The sequence below is a fragment of the Gracilibacillus caseinilyticus genome (genome assembly GCF_022919115.1).
GTDB classification, from domain to species: domain Bacteria; phylum Bacillota; class Bacilli; order Bacillales; family Amphibacillaceae; genus Gracilibacillus; species Gracilibacillus caseinilyticus.
In genome coordinates, this window is record NZ_CP095072.1 from 3,402,396 (window position 1) to 3,420,210 (window position 17,815).

Annotated in this window: 20 protein-coding genes; all 20 read left to right on the plus strand. The window is 38.1% G+C overall.

Going from position 1 to position 17,815, the window contains the following annotated elements; translation table 11 throughout:
- The first annotated feature begins 140 nt into the window (after positions 1-140).
- A complete protein-coding gene (locus tag MUN88_RS16195; RefSeq protein ID WP_244716867.1) occupies positions 141-1,415 on the plus strand; it encodes a tetratricopeptide repeat protein in 1,275 nt (424 codons plus the stop codon).
- A 22-nt stretch (positions 1,416-1,437) separates the two neighbouring features.
- Positions 1,438-2,001 (plus strand): ReoY family proteolytic degradation factor, encoded by a 564-nt coding sequence (locus MUN88_RS16200; protein WP_244716869.1) that lies wholly within the window; start codon positions 1,438-1,440, stop codon positions 1,999-2,001.
- Positions 2,002-2,117: 116 nt separating this feature from the next.
- Entirely contained in the window at positions 2,118-2,579 is a 462-nt protein-coding gene (locus MUN88_RS16205; RefSeq protein WP_244716871.1) for a DUF2487 family protein, read from the plus strand.
- A 140-nt stretch (positions 2,580-2,719) separates the two neighbouring features.
- Positions 2,720-3,244, plus strand: a complete 525-nt coding sequence (locus tag MUN88_RS16210; RefSeq protein WP_244724589.1) for a QcrA and Rieske domain-containing protein — start codon at positions 2,720-2,722, stop codon at positions 3,242-3,244.
- Positions 3,245-3,919 (plus strand): menaquinol-cytochrome c reductase cytochrome b subunit, encoded by a 675-nt coding sequence (gene qcrB / locus MUN88_RS16215; protein WP_244716873.1) that lies wholly within the window; start codon positions 3,245-3,247, stop codon positions 3,917-3,919.
- Between the two features lie 27 nt (positions 3,920-3,946).
- On the plus strand, positions 3,947-4,741 hold the full coding sequence (locus MUN88_RS16220; RefSeq protein WP_244716875.1) for a menaquinol-cytochrome c reductase cytochrome b/c subunit: 795 nt from the start codon (positions 3,947-3,949) through the stop codon (positions 4,739-4,741).
- 133 nt (positions 4,742-4,874) lie between these two features.
- On the plus strand, positions 4,875-5,471 hold the full coding sequence (gene lhaT / locus MUN88_RS16225; RefSeq protein WP_244716877.1) for a lipoprotein heptaprenylglyceryl N-acetyltransferase LhaT: 597 nt from the start codon (positions 4,875-4,877) through the stop codon (positions 5,469-5,471).
- Positions 5,472-5,543: 72 nt separating this feature from the next.
- Positions 5,544-6,260, plus strand: a complete 717-nt coding sequence (locus MUN88_RS16230; protein WP_244716879.1) for a sporulation protein YpjB — start codon at positions 5,544-5,546, stop codon at positions 6,258-6,260.
- Between the two features lie 75 nt (positions 6,261-6,335).
- The gene (locus tag MUN88_RS16235; RefSeq protein WP_244716881.1) at positions 6,336-7,013 is read left to right on the plus strand and encodes a zinc metallopeptidase; all 678 of its coding nucleotides are present in this window, start codon (positions 6,336-6,338) and stop codon (positions 7,011-7,013) included.
- A gap of 66 nt (positions 7,014-7,079) precedes the next feature.
- A complete protein-coding gene (locus MUN88_RS16240; RefSeq protein WP_244716883.1) occupies positions 7,080-7,430 on the plus strand; it encodes a nucleotide pyrophosphohydrolase in 351 nt (116 codons plus the stop codon).
- Positions 7,423-8,223 carry a 4-hydroxy-tetrahydrodipicolinate reductase gene (dapB, locus tag MUN88_RS16245; protein ID WP_244716885.1) on the plus strand — a complete coding sequence of 267 codons (801 nt, stop codon included), beginning with the start codon at positions 7,423-7,425 and terminating at the stop codon, positions 8,221-8,223. Before MUN88_RS16240 ends, dapB begins: the two co-directional genes overlap by 8 nt.
- A gap of 11 nt (positions 8,224-8,234) precedes the next feature.
- Positions 8,235-8,624 carry a methylglyoxal synthase gene (mgsA, locus tag MUN88_RS16250; RefSeq protein ID WP_244716887.1) on the plus strand — a complete coding sequence of 130 codons (390 nt, stop codon included), beginning with the start codon at positions 8,235-8,237 and terminating at the stop codon, positions 8,622-8,624.
- Positions 8,625-8,653: 29 nt separating this feature from the next.
- Entirely contained in the window at positions 8,654-9,778 is a 1,125-nt protein-coding gene (bshA, locus tag MUN88_RS16255; protein ID WP_244716889.1) for an N-acetyl-alpha-D-glucosaminyl L-malate synthase BshA, read from the plus strand.
- 1 nt (position 9,779) lies between these two features.
- Positions 9,780-10,970, plus strand: coding sequence for a CCA tRNA nucleotidyltransferase (locus MUN88_RS16260; protein WP_244716891.1), 1,191 nt, complete (start codon positions 9,780-9,782; stop codon positions 10,968-10,970).
- Entirely contained in the window at positions 10,957-11,934 is a 978-nt protein-coding gene (locus tag MUN88_RS16265) for a biotin--[acetyl-CoA-carboxylase] ligase (RefSeq protein WP_244716893.1), read from the plus strand. The genes MUN88_RS16260 and MUN88_RS16265 overlap by 14 nt, the downstream gene beginning before the upstream one ends.
- A 12-nt stretch (positions 11,935-11,946) precedes the next feature.
- Positions 11,947-12,783: a 3-methyl-2-oxobutanoate hydroxymethyltransferase gene (panB, locus tag MUN88_RS16270; protein WP_244724590.1), complete on the plus strand. Its 837-nt coding sequence runs from the start codon at positions 11,947-11,949 to the stop codon at positions 12,781-12,783.
- A gap of 4 nt (positions 12,784-12,787) precedes the next feature.
- Positions 12,788-13,660 (plus strand): pantoate--beta-alanine ligase, encoded by an 873-nt coding sequence (gene panC, locus MUN88_RS16275; protein ID WP_244716895.1) that lies wholly within the window; start codon positions 12,788-12,790, stop codon positions 13,658-13,660.
- Positions 13,661-13,671: 11 nt separating this feature from the next.
- Positions 13,672-14,055, plus strand: coding sequence for an aspartate 1-decarboxylase (gene panD, locus MUN88_RS16280; RefSeq protein ID WP_244716897.1), 384 nt, complete (start codon positions 13,672-13,674; stop codon positions 14,053-14,055).
- An 87-nt stretch (positions 14,056-14,142) separates the two neighbouring features.
- A complete protein-coding gene (gene dinG, locus MUN88_RS16285) occupies positions 14,143-16,788 on the plus strand; it encodes an ATP-dependent DNA helicase DinG (protein WP_244724592.1) in 2,646 nt (881 codons plus the stop codon).
- A 64-nt stretch (positions 16,789-16,852) separates the two neighbouring features.
- Positions 16,853-17,680: a ComEC/Rec2 family competence protein gene (locus MUN88_RS16290; RefSeq protein ID WP_244716899.1), complete on the plus strand. Its 828-nt coding sequence runs from the start codon at positions 16,853-16,855 to the stop codon at positions 17,678-17,680.
- The last annotated feature ends 135 nt before the right edge of the window (positions 17,681-17,815 follow it).

Here is a 17,815-nt window from a genome sequence, read left to right on the forward strand (position 1 = left end):
ATACTTTCAACATTCATCAGTTAGGCAAAATGATAGGATTTCTCTCGATTGTATAATAGTCGAATAAGTTTTCTAGTTGCTCGAACGGCTTGAATTAGATAAGATGAAAGGGAAGAAGTAAATGAGAAAGGTTGAATGGATTGAATAATACGATAGAACAAGCAATAGAAATGATTCATGCAGGTGAAGTTGCTGAAGCGTTGACGTTACTAAATGAAACAGCTACTTCCGCTGATGCAGATACAAAATTAGATATATGCCAAATATTTATCGAACTAGGTAATCATGATTTAGCCAAGAACCTATTAGAAAATATGCTGCTCACAGACCATAACAATAGTGAAGCAAAACTCTTGTTAGCCGATATCATGATCGACGACGAACGAGATGAAGCAGCTATCGAGCTACTAAATGAAATAGAAGAAAGTGACGGAAATTATTTGCAAGCCTTAGTCCAACTGGCTGATCTCTACCAAGCACAGGGACTTTTTGAAGTAGCAGAACGAAAGCTGTTAGCAGCAAAGAACATTGCACCAGAAGAACCGATTATCGATTTCGCATTAGGCGAATTACTATTTTCCTCAGGTGAATATCATAAATCAACGATCTATTACGAAAAATTAAAAAGAACATCCGATGAATTTGCTGGTGTGAATATTGCCAGCCGTTTGGCAGAAGCCTATGCCTTAAACGGAGAATTTGAAGAATCACTCGAATATTACCAGACGATTGAAACCGATGATCCTGAAACTCTGTTTCGATACGGCTTTCTAGCTTTCAAATCAGAGCGATACGAAATAGCTATCCAAATTTGGGAGCAGCTATTAGAGAAAGAATTAGAATATCCATCTGTATACTTGTATCTTACAAAAGCATATGAAGAAGAAGGATTGCTGGACGAAGCGTATCAAACAGCGAATCAAGGCGTAGAAATGGACCCGTTTAATAAAGAAATGTGGTTCCACGCTGGACGAATCACATTGAAATATGGTGACAGTCCAAAAGCGTTCGAATTAGTCAAAAAGGCTATTTCATTGGATAATGAATACCAGGAAGCATTACTATTTTTAGTCGAGTCTTACAAACAGCAGGAAATGTATGCTGAAATTATTGAACTGCTTTCGGATGATGTGGACATCGAACAGTTAGATGGTATTTTTGGCTGGGAGCTTGCGAAAGCCTATTATGAAGAAGAAGCGTATAAACAGGCATTAAATGCTTACCAAAATGCATACAATAAAATGAAAGGAGATATTGATTTCCTTAAAAATTATGGCTATTTCCTTGTGGAAGAAGGGAGGATTCACACCGCTATCGAAGTGTTCGAAGCATATTTATCCATTGATCCTTCAGATTTCGATATCGGTCAACATGTAGAACGTTTGAAAGAACAAAGTGATGATACTCTCTTTTAGTATGGGGGGAGGGATATAAACCTTGGAAACGTCAATTAAAATTGAGGATAAGAAATCTTTTATACAGTGGTTTCTTGGTAATTTTCAACTAAAAAAGAGAGAAAGTGTCTGGATTCTTAATTATTTGTTAAACCATGATCAATTGCTGGAACATGTCCATTTTGTATTGGAAGCTAGGTTTTGCCCACGAGCGATGATCATTTCCACGCATTGCTCCAAAGAAATCGCCTTTCGATTTTACAAAAAACATATCGTGACGACAGATGCAGATAAATCATTTCACGATATTCGGCTGCATGCACAGGAGCCTATCTATATTCAGCTCAATTTCAAAGATTCGAAGCAGAGTATACCTTACATGAAAGTGTTAGAAGATAATCCATTCATTCCGGATGATTATTTTCTAACCAAAAGTGATAAAAGGATGGCGGATGAATGGTTACAACATTCATTATATGAGTACAAAAAAGAAATGTTACTGCAACAAATCAATGAAGCGTTAGACGAAAAGAATCAAGAGCTTTTTGTATATTATTCAGAGCAATTGAAAAAATTAGAAACCTCCTATATTATTAAAAGTGAGTAGCTTGAAGAACGGAAGACCTTTAAGAGAGGTAAATTCCGTTTCTTTTTGTGGTTAGCTCGATTTTTTTCTTATATATAACAGAAGGTATAATGATACTAAAAAAGGAGACGGAAACAATGAAATGGACAAGTACTGACTTAGAGGTTTTTTATCAATCCAAAGAATTTATCGATACATTATGTATCCCATTAATACCACTTGACTTAGCTAATTCAGCTGATGTTCATAAATTAGCCAATCAAAAAACGTCTTTACAAATAATATCGGATGAATTAGAACGAAATTATACGGGCAGAATAATGTTGAGTCCCACTTATACATATGTACGGGGAACAGACTTTCAAATAGAATGTGATCGTGTAAACCAGTGGACAAGCAACCTTTCTGGAGATCACTTCCAACATATTTTTCTACTTTCATATGATGTGAATTGGAAACGATTTGAAAGAGATCTTGCTGGCAGCTTCGTTTGGTTAGCAGCTCCTTCAATCGATGATTTTAAGTCTGAGCACGCTCAAAAAGCAATTTCAAACCAGACGAATCAACTTAGTGAATTAATTGAAAGTTATTGGAAATAACTAAATTGAATAGAAAATAATAGATATTATAGAAGAGATTATATTGACCCTAGCAAAAGTTTGCGCTATCATAGTAATGTCCTAGTAATATAAGAGATAATGATCCATGAAGTCGGAATATGTGTAGAGGGGGGTAAATGATGGCAGAGAAAAGGCAACAAGTGTCCCGTCGCCAATTTTTAAATTATACGTTAACAGGTGTTGGGGGATTTATGGCTGCAGGTATGCTTGCACCTATGGTACGTTTTGCGATTGATCCAGTATTGCAAGCTTCAAGTAGTGAAGAAATGCATGCGGTAGTGGATGTGTCCGAATTAACGAATGAACCACAGCGGTTCGATTGGACGATCGAGCAGGTTGATGCGTGGTATACATCAAACGTAACTCATAGTGCCTGGGTTTATAAGGATGAAAATGATGAAATAATTGCTTTATCACCAACTTGTAAACACTTAGGTTGTGCGGTTAACTGGAATAGTAATCCAGATTTTCCGGAAGAATTTTACTGTCCATGTCATGGTGGGCGTTATTACAAGAGTGGTTTAAATGTACCAGATACACCACCTAATGCAGCACTTGATACATTCCAAATGGAAGTAAAAGAAGGAACTTTATATCTTGGAGATACAGTTCCAAATCCTGTCCAGGAAGGAGGAGCAAATTAGATGTTACAGAAAGTTTATGACTGGATTGATGAACGTGTAGATATTACTCCGATCTGGCGTGACATAGCAGACCACGAAGTACCGGAGCATGTAAACCCTGCACATCACTTTTCAGCTTTTGTATATTGTTTTGGTGGGTTAACTTTCTTTGTTACAGTAATCCAAATCTTATCAGGTATGTTTTTAACCATGTATTATGTTCCTGATATTGAAAATGCATGGCGTTCTGTTTATTACTTACAAACAGAGGTGGCGCATGGTCAGATAGTTCGAGGAATGCACCACTGGGGAGCTAGTGTAGTTATAGTAATGTTATTTTTACATACGTTGCGTGTTTTCTTCCAAGGGGCATATAAGAAGCCACGTGAATTAAACTGGATGGTAGGGGTATTAATTTTCTTCGTTATGCTTGCCTTAGGCTTAACCGGTTACTTATTACCATGGGATAACAAAGCATATTTTGCAACAGTTGTTACGCTTCAAATTGTGGAAGGGGTTCCTTTTATAGGCGAATTTGCTAAAACGCTTTTAAATGGTGATCCATCCATTGTCGGTGCTCAAACACTTGCAAGATTCTTTGCCATTCACGTATTTTTCTTGCCAGCTGCATTATTTGTTTTAATGGCTGTGCACTTTATAATGATCCGAAAACAAGGTATTTCTGGTCCATTGTAGAATTCAGACAGATAAGGAGGGATAGCGTTGAAACGAGGTAAAGGGATGAAGTTTGTCGGCGACTCACGTATTCGTGCTGACAAACCAAAGTTTATTCCAAAAGATTATTCAGAATATCCTGGTAGAACAGAGGCTTTTTGGCCAAACTTCCTGCTTAAAGAATGGTTAGTTGGTGCAGTATTCTTAGTTGGTTTCTTATGTTTAACAATCGCGCACCCGGCTCCATTAGAGAAATTAGCTGATCCAACAGATACAGCATATGTACCATTACCGGACTGGTACTTCTTATTCTTATATCAATTATTGAAATATAAATTTGCAAGTGGTGCTTTCAACGTACTAGGTTCCGTTGTTATTCCAGGTCTTGCTTTTGGTGCCTTATTCCTAGCACCTTTCTTAGACCGTGGAAAAGAACGCCGTCCTCATAAGCGTCCAATTTCAACAGGATTAATGCTACTAAGTATTGTGGCTATCTTCTGGCTAACATACGAAGCTGCTCATCATGTTGATTGGGAAGCAAAAGCAGAAAATAATAAACCGGAATTACCGGAGGAAAATGCGGTTGAAATTGATCAATCTGATCCCGGTTATGAAGTATATCAAGCGAACAGCTGTATTCAGTGTCACGGTGATGACTTATCAGGTGGTGCTGCAGCTCCTTCCTTAATTGGAACTGAGCACGGTGTTGATGAAATTAAAGATATCGCGGTCAATGGTATCGGAACTATGCCAGCAGATCAGTTCGAAGGTTCAGATGAAGAATTACAGCAGCTTGCTGAATTTATTGTGTCTGTCAACGAACAGGCTGCAGAAGGTGAATAACACATATTCGAAAAACCCTCGCTCTCACATATCGGGCGAGGGTTTTTATCACGGTATAAACCGGTAGTAATACATGTTTCAAAGATTACTGTGAGGTTCATTCATGATCTTACCAAATGTTAGGGGAAAAAAGATGATTAGAAAATTTTTATTTCAACCGAATATCATAGCTTTGTTGTTCATCGTAAATTTATTAGGGACAATCTATGGCTATTATTGGTATGGCAACCAATTGGCAGATACGCCGATTCCATTTCTGCTATTTGTTCCTGACAGCCCGACAGCAAGTTTATTCTTTACTATTTTCTTGTTTTTTATCTTAAAAGGAAAAAACGTCCCGCTTATTGAAGCGCTCGCCTTTACCACTCTAGTAAAATACGGCATTTGGGCAGTGATTATGAACATTCTGACATTAGTCGTTACTGGGGATTTAAGTTGGCAAGGGTATATGTTAATCGCTTCTCATGGTGCAATGGCTATTCAAGCGTTTCTCTATGCTCCACTGTACAAAATAAAATTAGTCCACTTAACCATCGCAGGAATTTGGCTGCTGCATAATGAAATGATTGATTATGTTTATGGAATGATGCCTGTATATGGCAGTTTATCGGATTACCAAACACATATCGGCTACTTTACGTTTTGGTTATCGGTTGTTACCATCCTAGCTGTTTATTTCTGGTCTGTTCATCGCAATGATCCATACCAAAAATTGGGTAACAAGCTTTAAAGCAAAACGGTTGCATATCTATCCACACTCCATCATACATTTTTAAAAAGAAAGATGGAAGAAGGGGTAGCTGTGCGTATTCGCGTGATGATCGTATTTTTTTTCTCTTTAATGATTATACAAGCATTTGTGCATAGTAATGTGTTGGCGCAGCAAGATGCACGATATATGTATACATTCGAAAGACTAGTGCAGGAACAGCGATATCATGTTGCACTGCAATTGATTGAGAATAATAAATCAACGATATTGGAAACTGCTGCAAGAGAAAAGAATGCATATAAAGATGTCATGCAGCAATATTTGGAAAGTGGAATCGACATTTTACAAGAAGACTCAGCAAGCTATACCGAAAAAAGAATTGCTGCACAGCAGATTTTAATTTTGTGGGATGCCATTCAGAATGAAAATGCTCCACTCTGGACGACATGGAAGCAAGAATTAGATAGAAAAATGGATCTTATTCTGTCTAAAGAATCAGTTAGTACTGAAGATGTGGAAGAAATTGCATACTATGTGCAGGTGATTTCTCCAGTTGCAAAATTGCATCTTGACGAGGAGCAATATCAGGATTATCAAGCATCCATCTCATTATTGACCAATGATCAAAAGGTATCTAATGAAAAAGAACTAGAGGAGACATTCTCACACATTTCCCAACTAAATAGTGATACGATGAATAAGGCGAATGCAGAATATACAAAATGGTTAATTTTTATCGTATTCGGTTTTATTTTCCTTAGTTTATCTTATGTCGCCTGGGCAAAATACAGAGGAGAAGCGGTATAATCATTACAATTGACACGTTGTCGGATTTTGACTAAAATTAATGTTATAAATGAATAAACTAATGGAGGATTGTACATGTTAGGGTATTTAATATATCTGGTTTTATTAATTGCTGTACCACTTTGGGCCCAATCCAAAGTAAAGAACACGTATAAAAAATATTCTCAAGTAATGAATGCAAACATGATGACCGGTGCAGAGGTTGCCCGTAAAATATTAAATGATAATGGGTTGTTTGATGTCAGGATAGAAGAGACAAAAGGTACCTTATCAGACCATTATGACCCCCGTAAAAAGGTCGTTCGATTATCGAGTGATAATTATCATGGTTATTCAGCTGCTGCTTCTGCGATCGCAGCCCATGAGGTAGGACATGCGATTCAGGACGCCGAAGCTTACGCATTCTTACGGTTTCGCCATACTTTAGTACCAATTGCAGGACTTGGTGACAAGATGTCCTTTATTTTTATCATTGCAGGAATACTGTTAGGGGCAATGAACTTAGTACTTGTTGGGGTTATTTTTATGTCATTCGCAGTATTGTTCCAACTAGTCACGCTGCCAGTTGAATTTGATGCTTCCAACCGGGCAATGAACCAATTAGTCTCAACTGGTATTATTCGCAATAATGAAGAACGTCAAACGAAAAAAGTGTTAAATGCTGCCGCGTTAACATATGTTGCAGCAGCACTGGTGGCAGTAGCGGAGTTAATCCGCTTTGCATCCATGTTTTTCCTTGCGAGTGATGAATAAGTTTTATTATGATGAAAGACAGATGTATAAACATCTGTCTTTTTATTTAACAATGGAGGGTGTTGAATGTATAATAAAGAAAGTATGGCGAACATGCAGCAACGAGTCGATCAATATATCTCACAATTCAAGGAAGGTTATTTTTCGCCATTAACTATGATGACTCGTTTTACCGAAGAAATCGGAGAATTAGCTCGCGAAGTCAATCACCTTTATGGTGAAAAACCGAAGAAAAATACAGAGAAAGACAATTCGATTGAAGCGGAGTTAGGAGACTTACTGTTCGTCATGATTTGCTTTGCTAACTCTCAAGGGATTAGCTTAGATGAAGCATTTGACCGAACAATGAATAAGATCGAAACAAGAGATAAAAATCGTTGGACAAGGAAAAACAGTCAGGAGGATCAGAATGAGTAAAGTGAAAGTTATTGTTGCTGGCCCGCGAGGAAAAATGGGCAGTGAAGCATTACGTATGATCGAGAAACAAGATGATTTAGAATTGATTGCCTGCTTAGATCATAAATTTGAAGGAAAGAAAGTTAGCGAATTCGAAGAGTTGCCCAATTTCGATGTAGACATTTACACAGATATTGAGCAATGTTTTCAGGCAGTCGATGCGGATGTATTAGTTGATCTTACCACTCCTGAATTCGGGTATTTACATACTAAAACTGCAATTAAATACGGAATCCGACCTGTTGTAGGTACAACTGGCTTTAGCGACGAACAACTTCAGGAGCTAACAGACCTAGCAGAAGAGAAAGGGATTGGTGTCATCATTGCACCTAACTTTGCTCTAGGAGCTGTATTGATGATGCAGTTCGCCAAATGGGCAGCGAAATACTTTCCAGATGTAGAAATTATCGAAAAGCATCATGATCGTAAATTAGATGCGCCTTCTGGAACAGCTGTCAAAACAGCACAATTAATTCAAGAAGAAAGGGAATCCAAAACACAAGGACACCCTGATGAAAAAGAAACGATTGCAGGAGCACGTGGAGCAGATGTGGATGGCATGAAAATTCACAGTATGCGGTTACCTGGTCTTGTAGCACATCAGGAAGTCGTATTCGGTTCCGCTGGGGAAAACTTAACGATTAAACATGACTCCTTCCATCGTGAGTCTTTTATGACTGGTGTGAAGCTTGCAATTGATCATGTGATGAAGTTGGACCTGCTTGTATATGGATTGGAAAACATTTTAGAATAGGGGAGATCATCTTGAAAATTGCCTTAATTGCACATGATAAAAAGAAACAGGATATCGTAAATTTTACTATTGCTTATACAGAAATTTTGAAGCATCATACCTTATTGGCGACTGGAACAACTGGGAAGAAAATCAGTGACGCTACCGGCTTGGAAATTCATCGCTTCCAATCAGGACCGTTAGGCGGTGATCAGCAGATTGGAGCGAGAATTGCTGATAATGAAATGGATTTGGTCATTTTCTTCCGAGATCCGTTAACTGCTCAACCACATGAGCCAGACATCAGTGCGTTGATGCGCCTTTGTGACGTCTATCAAATTCCATTAGTAACAAATCTTGGTGGTGCAGAAGTTATGATTAGAGCACTAGATGCAGGCTTCTTTGATTGGCGTAAATTATAAGATTAAAAATAAACGAGGTGGGTTGCCATATGCTTAAAATCGGAATTACATGCTATCCATCTGTCGGTGGATCTGGAATTATTGCGACTGAACTTGGAAAAATGCTGGCCAAACAAGGTCACGAAATCCATTTCATTACATCTAGTATCCCGTTTAGACTGGACTCATTTTATCCTAATATATTTTTTCATGAAGTGGAGTTAAATCATTATCCAGTGTTCCAATATCCACCATACGATTTAGCGCTGGCAACAAAAATGGCAGAAGTAATCGATACGGAACAGATAGATATTATTCACGCACATTATGCTGTGCCACATGCGATTTGCGCTATTTTAGCAAAACAAATGGCAAAGCATCCTGTCAAAATAGTGACAACGTTGCACGGTACGGATATTACCGTACTTGGTATTGATCATAGTTTGAAGAAAATGATTCAATTCGGTATTGAACAATCAGATGCTGCTACAGCAGTAAGCGAAAGTCTAGTTGGACAAACGAAGGAAATGCTCGGAGTTAAGTGTCCATTACATGTTATTTATAATTTTGTGAACGAGCTCGAATACGTGCCGAATCAAAAACATCATTTGAAACAGAAATACGGAATGGCGGATGATGATAAAGTACTGATCCATATTTCTAACTTCCGCAAAGTAAAGCGGCTGGAAGATGTAATTCATACGTTCCAAAAGGTCCATGAGAAAGAACCGTCCCATTTACTGCTGATTGGTGATGGACCAGAGTACGGACAGATTTATGATCTAGTGCGTGCATTAGGTCTTGAAGAGGTAGTTCACTTTCTCGGAAAACAAAAAAATATTCCGGAGTTACTTTCGATTGCAGATATTAAATTACTGTTATCAGAAAAAGAAAGCTTTGGGTTAGTTCTGCTTGAAGCAATGGCTTGCGGTGTGCCCTGCGTGGGTTCGAATATAGGTGGAATCCCAGAAGTAATTGCTGATGGCGAAACAGGTTTTATTGAAGAATTAGGAGATACAGAGGCGTTTGCTTCGAGAGTATTAGAACTGTTACAAAACAAGCAAAAATGGCAGCAATTCTCAGAGAATGCCATCGAAAGAGTGACACATCGTTTTTCATCGGAAAAAATCAGAAAACAATACGAAAGTCTATATTATCAAGTATTAGGTGAATAAGATGACAGATCCGTTATTTCTATTAGCACAGGAAATCGTCAAAAGAATAGAAGCACACCACTACCAGGCCTATATTGTCGGTGGCGCTGTACGCGATGCACTACTTCAACGACAAGTGGATGACATCGATATTACAACGTCTGCTCTGCCTCAAGAAATTCAACAAATTTTTCCGAAAGTGATTCCTACGGGGTTACAGCACGGGACTGTTACTGTAAGATTTCAACAAACGTCCTTTGAAGTGACGACATTTCGTACAGAAGGTAAATACAGCGATTTTCGACGACCGGACCAGGTTCAATTTGTTTCTGATTTGAAGGAAGATTTAGCTCGAAGAGATTTTACAATGAATGCTATCGCGATAGACTCATCCTTTAGGCCAATTGATCCATTTGCCGGGAGGAAGGACATCGAGGCTAACCTGATCCGAACGGTTGGCGATCCGAATCAGCGTTTTCTGGAAGATCCATTACGTATGATGCGAGCAATCAGATTTCAAAGTCAGCTAGGTTTTCTGATTGATGAATCAGCTTTGCAAGCGATCAGTGAGCACCGGAAGTGGCTTTCCAAAATTGCTGTCGAACGTATCTCTGTTGAATGGATGAAAACAGTCACTGGCAGTCATTTTCCTCGAGCAAAGCAAAGCCTAGTTGATACTAGGCTGATCGACTGCCTCCCAGTTATCGGAAGAAATGCAGCTATCCAACAAGTGATGGAAGAATTAGATTATTCCTATACAAGTATCGCTGCTTTTGTCGCCTATATGGAATTGCAGGTCCAGACTGTCCCGTTTTCTACCTGGAAAAGGGAATGGAAGCTTTCCAATCAAATCAAAAAAGATTGTGAAATACTATATAATAGTGTACTCGCCTATCCTGCGAATTCGCTAAGCTGGATTATTTATCAAGTAGAAGATCGTTTACTCACTGACTTTCAATTTCTCTGTCAGCTCTATCATCAGCAGCAATGGTCGATTTCTTTTTTGCAAAAGCAGAAAGAAAGATTACCAATACTAACACGTTCAGAGCTTGCTGTGAACGGGAAAGACATCATTACTTTATTCCCGGACAAGGAAAGAGGCGTCTGGATTCAGGAGATGTTGTCTGCAGTTGAAAAAGCTGTCGTTGAGAAACAAGTGCATAATAACAAAAATGATATAAGAGAGTGGTTGCAAAATTATGGTTTCCAGTAAACGTTATCAACTTATTTCCATATTAGCAGAGCAAGGCGATAATTATATTTCCGGTCAGATGCTTTCAGAACGCTTGAAAATTTCACGTACTGCAATATGGAAGCATATGAACGAATTGAAGAAAGATGGCTATCAATTTGAGTCGGCACCAAAGAAAGGCTATCGTTTAATTAAAAAACCTGACAATTTGAATGAGAGCACGATCAAGTGGGGGTTAAAAACAGATTGGCTCGGAAAACAGATTGAGTTTCAAGAGTCGATGACATCTACTCAGGATATTGCCCATGAATTAGCAAGAAAAGGCGCTGCACATGGTACGGTTGTTACCACTAACAATCAGCTGCAAGGTCGCGGCCGAATGGACCGAACGTGGCATTCGGATCACGATGGCGGTATTTGGATGAGTCTTATTTTACGTCCAGACATTCCTCCACACCAAGCATCCCAGATAACTTTATTTGTTGCAGTTACCTTAGTCGAATCATTAGAGAGACATACAGGGCTTGATATTCAAATCAAATGGCCAAATGATCTGTTTATTAATGGGAAGAAAATATCAGGCATTTTAACGGAAATGCAAGCTGAATTAGAATCCATTCAATATTTAATTATCGGATTTGGTATCAATGTCAATCAATCGATCGAACAACTTCCATCTGAGATTAACAAACTTTCCACCTCATTAAGAATTGAATCTGATCATAATTGGGATAAGCTGACATTAATCCAACAACTATTACAAGATTTTGAGAAAGCTTACGAAGTGTATTTAGAAACAGGCTTTGAGCCAGTTAAACAAAAATGGTTGAATCATGCGTATAAATTACACGAGATGGTTCATATAAAAACGTTTCAGGAAGAATATGATGCAGAGATTAAAGGGGTTTATGATGATGGAGCGCTAATCGTTCGCAAGCAAAATGGAGAAGATAAACGTATTTACAGTGCAGATATTACATGGTAAGGAAGTGTAATGATGAAAAACACGTTACAGTTGCAAAAAATGAAGAACAACAGCGAAAAAATTTCGATGGTGACAGCTTATGATTATCCGTCAGCAAAGATTGCAGAAGCTGCCGGAATCGATATGATCCTTGTAGGTGATTCACTAGGAATGGTAGTACTAGGCTATGATTCAACCATTCAAGTCACTGTCGATGATATGATTCACCACGGGAAAGCGGTACGTAGAGGAGCACCGGATACTTTTACTGTTATTGATATGCCCTTTATGTCTTACCACTTATCGTTAGAGAAAGCCTTAGAAAATGCACAATGGATCATGCAGCAAACCAATGCACAAGCATTAAAAGTAGAAGGAGCATCAACGGATACGCTACTGCTGGTTCAGTATCTTACTGAAGCAGGTGTGCCGATTGTTGGCCACCTTGGACTAACACCACAGTCCGTCCATGTGTTAGGTGGTTATCGAATTCAAGGTAAAGATAAACAAACTGCCGAGAAACTAATCACTGATGCTAAGCAATTAGAACAGTATGGAGCTGTTGCAGTAGTATTAGAGTGTGTGCCTGATCGATTAGCCAAACATGTTAGTCAGCGGTTATCTATCCCAACAATCGGTATCGGTGCAGGTAAAGATTGTGATGGTCAGGTTCTGGTTTATCATGATATATTACAATATGGTGTTGATTTTAAGCCGTCATTTGTTAAGGTATATAGTGAGATTAGTCCTATAGTTACAGATGCACTGGCAAAATACCATCAAGAAGTAAAGGAAAGAAAGTACCCTGATGACACTCATACATTCAAAATGGACGATCAATTAGCAAAGGAATTGAATCTGGAGGAATAACACTGTGAATGTAATACGTACTGTTAAGGAATTAACTTCTGTTACGAAAGAGCTTAAACAAAAACAGCATTCTATCGGCTTTGTACCAACAATGGGTTTTTTACATGAAGGACATACTACGCTGATGAATGAAAGTAAAAAATATGCGGACATATTAATCGCGAGTATTTTTGTCAATCCATTGCAATTCGGACCTGATGAAGACTTTGAACGCTATCCACGTAATGAAGAACGAGATCTACAGATAGCAGAAGCACATGGTGTCGACTATTTATTTATGCCAACTGTAGAGGAAATGTATCCAGACAGAGCAACAGTGACGGTAACAGTCCAAAATCGCGCAGATGTACTCTGTGGTAGAAGCAGGACTGGTCATTTTGACGGGGTAGCGACGGTCCTGACTAAACTGTTCCATCTTACGAAAGCAGACTTTGCTTTCTTTGGTTTGAAAGATGCACAACAAGTGGCCGTTGTAAAAGGTTTAGTTGATGATTTTAATTTTGATACAACCATTATCGCCGTTCCAACTGTAAGGGAGAAAGATGGGTTGGCAAAAAGCAGCAGGAATGTTTACCTTTCTGAGCAAGAACGGAATGAAGCTGTTCATTTGAACCAATCCTTACAAATCGGAAAACAATTAATCATTGACGGTGAAAGAAATACTGATATGATAAGAGAGAAAGTAAAAAAGTATATTTACGCCAATACAAGTGGCCAAATAGATTATGTAGAGGTATTAGCTTTCCCGTCGTTAACAGAAGCTGCTCCAATAAATCAACAAATCATTATTGCTGTAGCTGTTCAGTTTTCGAAAGCAAGATTGATTGATAATGTGATTGTCGATCAACAAGGGTCTTTGCCTAAAGCTAGTGTTTAGGAGGAACATACATGTTTCGTACTATGATGAAATCAAAAATTCATCGTGCACGCGTTACCGAAGCGAACTTGCAATATGTTGGCAGTATCACCATAGATGCGGATATTATCGATCAGGTTGGTATTCTACCACACGAAAAAGTGCAAATTGTAAATAACAATAATGGAGCACGGTTAGAAACATACGTAATCGCAGGTGAAAGAGGAAGTAAGGTCGTGTGTTTAAATGGTGCGGCTGCTCGATTAGTGCAACCGGATGATATTATTATAATTGTTTCCTATGGTATTTTCTCAGAAGAGGAATTATCGAATTTCAAGCCGAAAGTCGCCGTGATGGATGACAATAATAATATTCAGGAAATGTTAGAACAAGAACCACCATTAACTCGCGTATAGCACTAGATAACTCTTATCCCTCTTAGGTAAGAGTTTCTTTTATATAGAGGTGTTTTCCGGATTGAATTGGAATTTTTAGTATCGGAGATGATCGTTTTGCAAAAATATGTCGTATTAGATGTGGAAACAACAGGACAATCAGCAGCCAAAGGCGATCGAATCATAGAAATAGCAATTGTAATAATCGAAAATAATCAAATTACAGCACAGTATAATCAACTGATCAATCCGGAAAAGCCAATTCCCGCTTTTATTTCACAACTGACCTCGATAACGGATGAAGATGTAGCAACGATGCCGATTTTCGCTGAAGTTGTAGCAGATTTTATACATATGTTCGACGATGCGGTTTTCGTGGCTCATAACGTTTATTTCGATTTGACATTTTTGAATGAAGAATTAGAGCGGAACGGACATTCACCTATCAAACCAAAAGTTTTGGATACGGTCGAATTAGCAAGAATTCTATTACCGAAGGCTTCCAGTTATAAATTAAACGAATTAGCAGAATATTTGTTAATCAGTCATGAGAATCCGCACCGTGCGATATCTGACGCTCTAGTCACTGCAGACCTGTTCATCTTGCTGTTGCATAAATTACAATCATTGCCTCAGGTTGTAAAAGAACAATTACGCTACTTATCGAGACGGCTACGGTCAAATATCGATCAATTAGGAGAATTGCTCGATTCTCCAGTCCATCGCAATGATATTGATATTTTTCGTGGTTTTGCATTGAAAAGCACTGATTCGTATACACAACAACAAGATGACATATGTGACACATATGGTGATTTTCTGGAGAAGATGTACGGTGAAGATGGGCAATTAGCTTCTCTGTTTACCGAATATGAGAAGCGACCATCTCAGCAATTCATCAGTGAAAAAGTCTATGACCATTTTCGCACACATGAACATGCTCTCATTGAAGCGGAGACTGGACTGGGCAAAACAATCGCTTATTTAATACCAGCCGTATATGAATCATTGCATCACAATCAGCGTGTTGTCATCAGTACGACAAATACGAACTTGCAATCGCAATTAATTGAACAGGATTTAAAGAAGCTTCAGGTACAGGTACCAACTGTAATTGTCAAAGGGAAAAATCATTACTTGAGTTTGCAGAAATTTGAACAATATTATCATGATACCAGCTATTTTTCGTACCAGGATGTGTTGTTTAAATCGATGATCTTAGTTTGGTTGACGGAAACAACGACAGGAGATTTGGACGAAATTCAGTTTGCTGTTGATAAGCAACCCATATACCATCAGATTATTGTTAATCATGAAAGAACTTCGACTCCGTGGAAAGATTATTGTTTCTATCGAAGAATGCTCAAAAAAGCGGCTTCTGCATCGATCATCGTAACCAATCATGCATTATTGACGATTGACAGCAAGGCAGAACGTCCTATTTTGCCCAGCTACCATCGGTTAATTGTAGATGAAGCGCACCAGTTGGAACAAGTGGCGACAAATCATTCCGGTCTATCTTTGAGTTATTTCGAATTAACATCGTACCTACAGCTGCTGGAAAAGAATTACGGCAACCTAAGTGATATACCAACGAAGATTGAACATGTGAAATACGAAGCTGATATTTTATTTCGACAGCTGTTTCAAGTAGTAAAAGATGAGAATCAAAAACAAAAAGCAGTAACTGAAATTGGCAGGTTTAAGGCAGTATGGGAACCGAATGAACAAACGAAGGATAGTGTTGATCGAACAGTATTGATGCTTACAGAATTATGTGAACGATTGGAACAAATCGACGAGGAAGAACAAAAACAATTGATCCAGATAAAACAAAAGATGCATCGTTTGTTAGCTGTGGAAGACAACGCATCAGTTACTTGGTTGGAAATAGATCAAAATGGTGCAGAGAATGCGGTTTTTGTTCACCAGGAACCTTTTTCCGTTCAACAGCTTCTTCATGATCAATTATTTAACCAAAAAGAAGCGATCATACTAATTAGTGCAACATTAACCATGAATAAATCTTTTCAATATATTCGCAATAAATTAGGTATGAATACTTTAACGGCAAAAGAATATATGGTGGAACACCACTTTGATTACAAACATAATGTCGAGCTGTTAATTCCTGATGATTTACCAGCAATCCAATACCCGCGAAATGATGATTTTATTTACGCTGTCAATGAAGCGATCATTTCACTTTCTGAAAAAACAGATGGCAGAATGCTTGTACTGTTTACATCGTATGATATGTTACGCAAAAGTTATTATTTGTTAAAGGAATCAGATTATTTGTCTGATTACATGATCATTGGTCAAGGTGTTACTTCTGGAAGCAGAAATAGACTAATCAAACAATTTCAAGGATTTGATAAATCTATATTGCTCGGTACCAATGCATACTGGCAAGGCATTGACATACCTGGTGAAGACCTTTCATGTCTGATGATTGTTAAACTACCGTTTCAATCACCACAAGATCCCGTATATAAGAAAAAAGCTAATTATTATCAGGCCAAGGGAATTAACCCTTTCATGGAAATTGCACTTCCACAGGCTGTCCTGCAGTTTAAACAAGGGTTTGGAAGATTGATTCGCAAAAAGTCAGATCGTGGAGTTATCTTTGTGATGGATGACCGACTGATGACGAAGCGATACGGCAAAACATTTATGGGATCGATCCCTGAAATTTCAGTTCATTATGACCACTTTGAAAAATTGTTAAACCGAGTCAGTAAATGGTTATGATAAACTAATACATTTTGTGAGAACCTATCTAGTACAAATCATCGAAGAGGTAGGTGGGTTCTCCATGAAAATACGGTTGATGTGTAGCATGATTTTATACGTTATCATACTGGCTGCGTTCTCTCCAGTATATGCCATACCAGATGTTGAGATTCCGCAAATGAGTACAAATCAAATGGACATGGTGTTTTTCAATGTGCCTCACGGAGAGGCTAGTTTATTAACCAATTATCAAGGCGAACATATTTTAGTCAATACTGCCTCGAAAAAAAGTCAAAAAACTTTATTTGAAAATTTGTCCAAATTACAAGTAGATAAAATAGAAACCATTATCATTACCAATCAATCAGAAGAATATACAGGAAATCTGTTGTATTTTATCGAACATTACCAAGTAGAGAATGTCATTGTACCATCTAATATGAATGTCCAATCACTAGAAGAAGACGTGACGATACAGAAATGGAAACTAGATGATCAATTTCAATTGTGGGATGAATTGGCTTTGCGAACACTAGACGAAACAAAAGATGGCGACATTTCTTTCCTAATGGAGTATGGCCAGGAATCAATTTTGTTTTTAAATGATAAGGACACTGCTATCGAGCGAAAATTAATGAACCAGACAGTTGACGTCGATATCTTAAAAGTAGCAGCATTTGGAAGTGGAAATTCTCCGTCTCAGCGTTTTTTAGAGAAAATTGATCCTTATATGGGCATTATTTTTCCAAGTCAGACACATAGGATAAATGAGTCATTGATCGAACGATTAAATGCAACATGGATAGATGTTTATTTTTTAAAGCAGTCTGGAACTGTTTTTGTCCGTTTAAACAAGGATGATTACGAAATTCTAACCGAAAACAGCTCTGTAAGCTCCTTACACCGTTAAATTCGTAAATATAATTAAAAATCTGCCAAGTTTTCAGTTGAAAAATTACGGCATCTGCATCAAAATAAAGAAAGAAAAGAATTCTCTTAATCATCTCTGTCCAGATTACATCCCACATACATGAATTTATTACTG

Coding starts and splice junctions, on each gene's coding strand:
- MUN88_RS16205 (WP_244716871.1), top strand. CDS start 2,118: ATGAAATGGACAAGTACTGACTTAGAGGTTTTTTATCAATCCAAAGAA.
- MUN88_RS16210 (WP_244724589.1), top strand. CDS start 2,720: ATGGCAGAGAAAAGGCAACAAGTGTCCCGTCGCCAATTTTTAAATTAT.
- qcrB (WP_244716873.1), top strand. CDS start 3,245: ATGTTACAGAAAGTTTATGACTGGATTGATGAACGTGTAGATATTACT.
- lhaT (WP_244716877.1), top strand. CDS start 4,875: ATGATTAGAAAATTTTTATTTCAACCGAATATCATAGCTTTGTTGTTC.
- MUN88_RS16235 (WP_244716881.1), top strand. CDS start 6,336: ATGTTAGGGTATTTAATATATCTGGTTTTATTAATTGCTGTACCACTT.
- MUN88_RS16240 (WP_244716883.1), top strand. CDS start 7,080: ATGTATAATAAAGAAAGTATGGCGAACATGCAGCAACGAGTCGATCAA.
- dapB (WP_244716885.1), top strand. CDS start 7,423: ATGAGTAAAGTGAAAGTTATTGTTGCTGGCCCGCGAGGAAAAATGGGC.
- bshA (WP_244716889.1), top strand. CDS start 8,654: ATGCTTAAAATCGGAATTACATGCTATCCATCTGTCGGTGGATCTGGA.
- MUN88_RS16260 (WP_244716891.1), top strand. CDS start 9,780: ATGACAGATCCGTTATTTCTATTAGCACAGGAAATCGTCAAAAGAATA.
- MUN88_RS16265 (WP_244716893.1), top strand. CDS start 10,957: ATGGTTTCCAGTAAACGTTATCAACTTATTTCCATATTAGCAGAGCAA.
- panB (WP_244724590.1), top strand. CDS start 11,947: ATGAAAAACACGTTACAGTTGCAAAAAATGAAGAACAACAGCGAAAAA.
- panD (WP_244716897.1), top strand. CDS start 13,672: ATGTTTCGTACTATGATGAAATCAAAAATTCATCGTGCACGCGTTACC.
- dinG (WP_244724592.1), top strand. CDS start 14,143: ATGATCGTTTTGCAAAAATATGTCGTATTAGATGTGGAAACAACAGGA.
- MUN88_RS16290 (WP_244716899.1), top strand. CDS start 16,853: ATGAAAATACGGTTGATGTGTAGCATGATTTTATACGTTATCATACTG.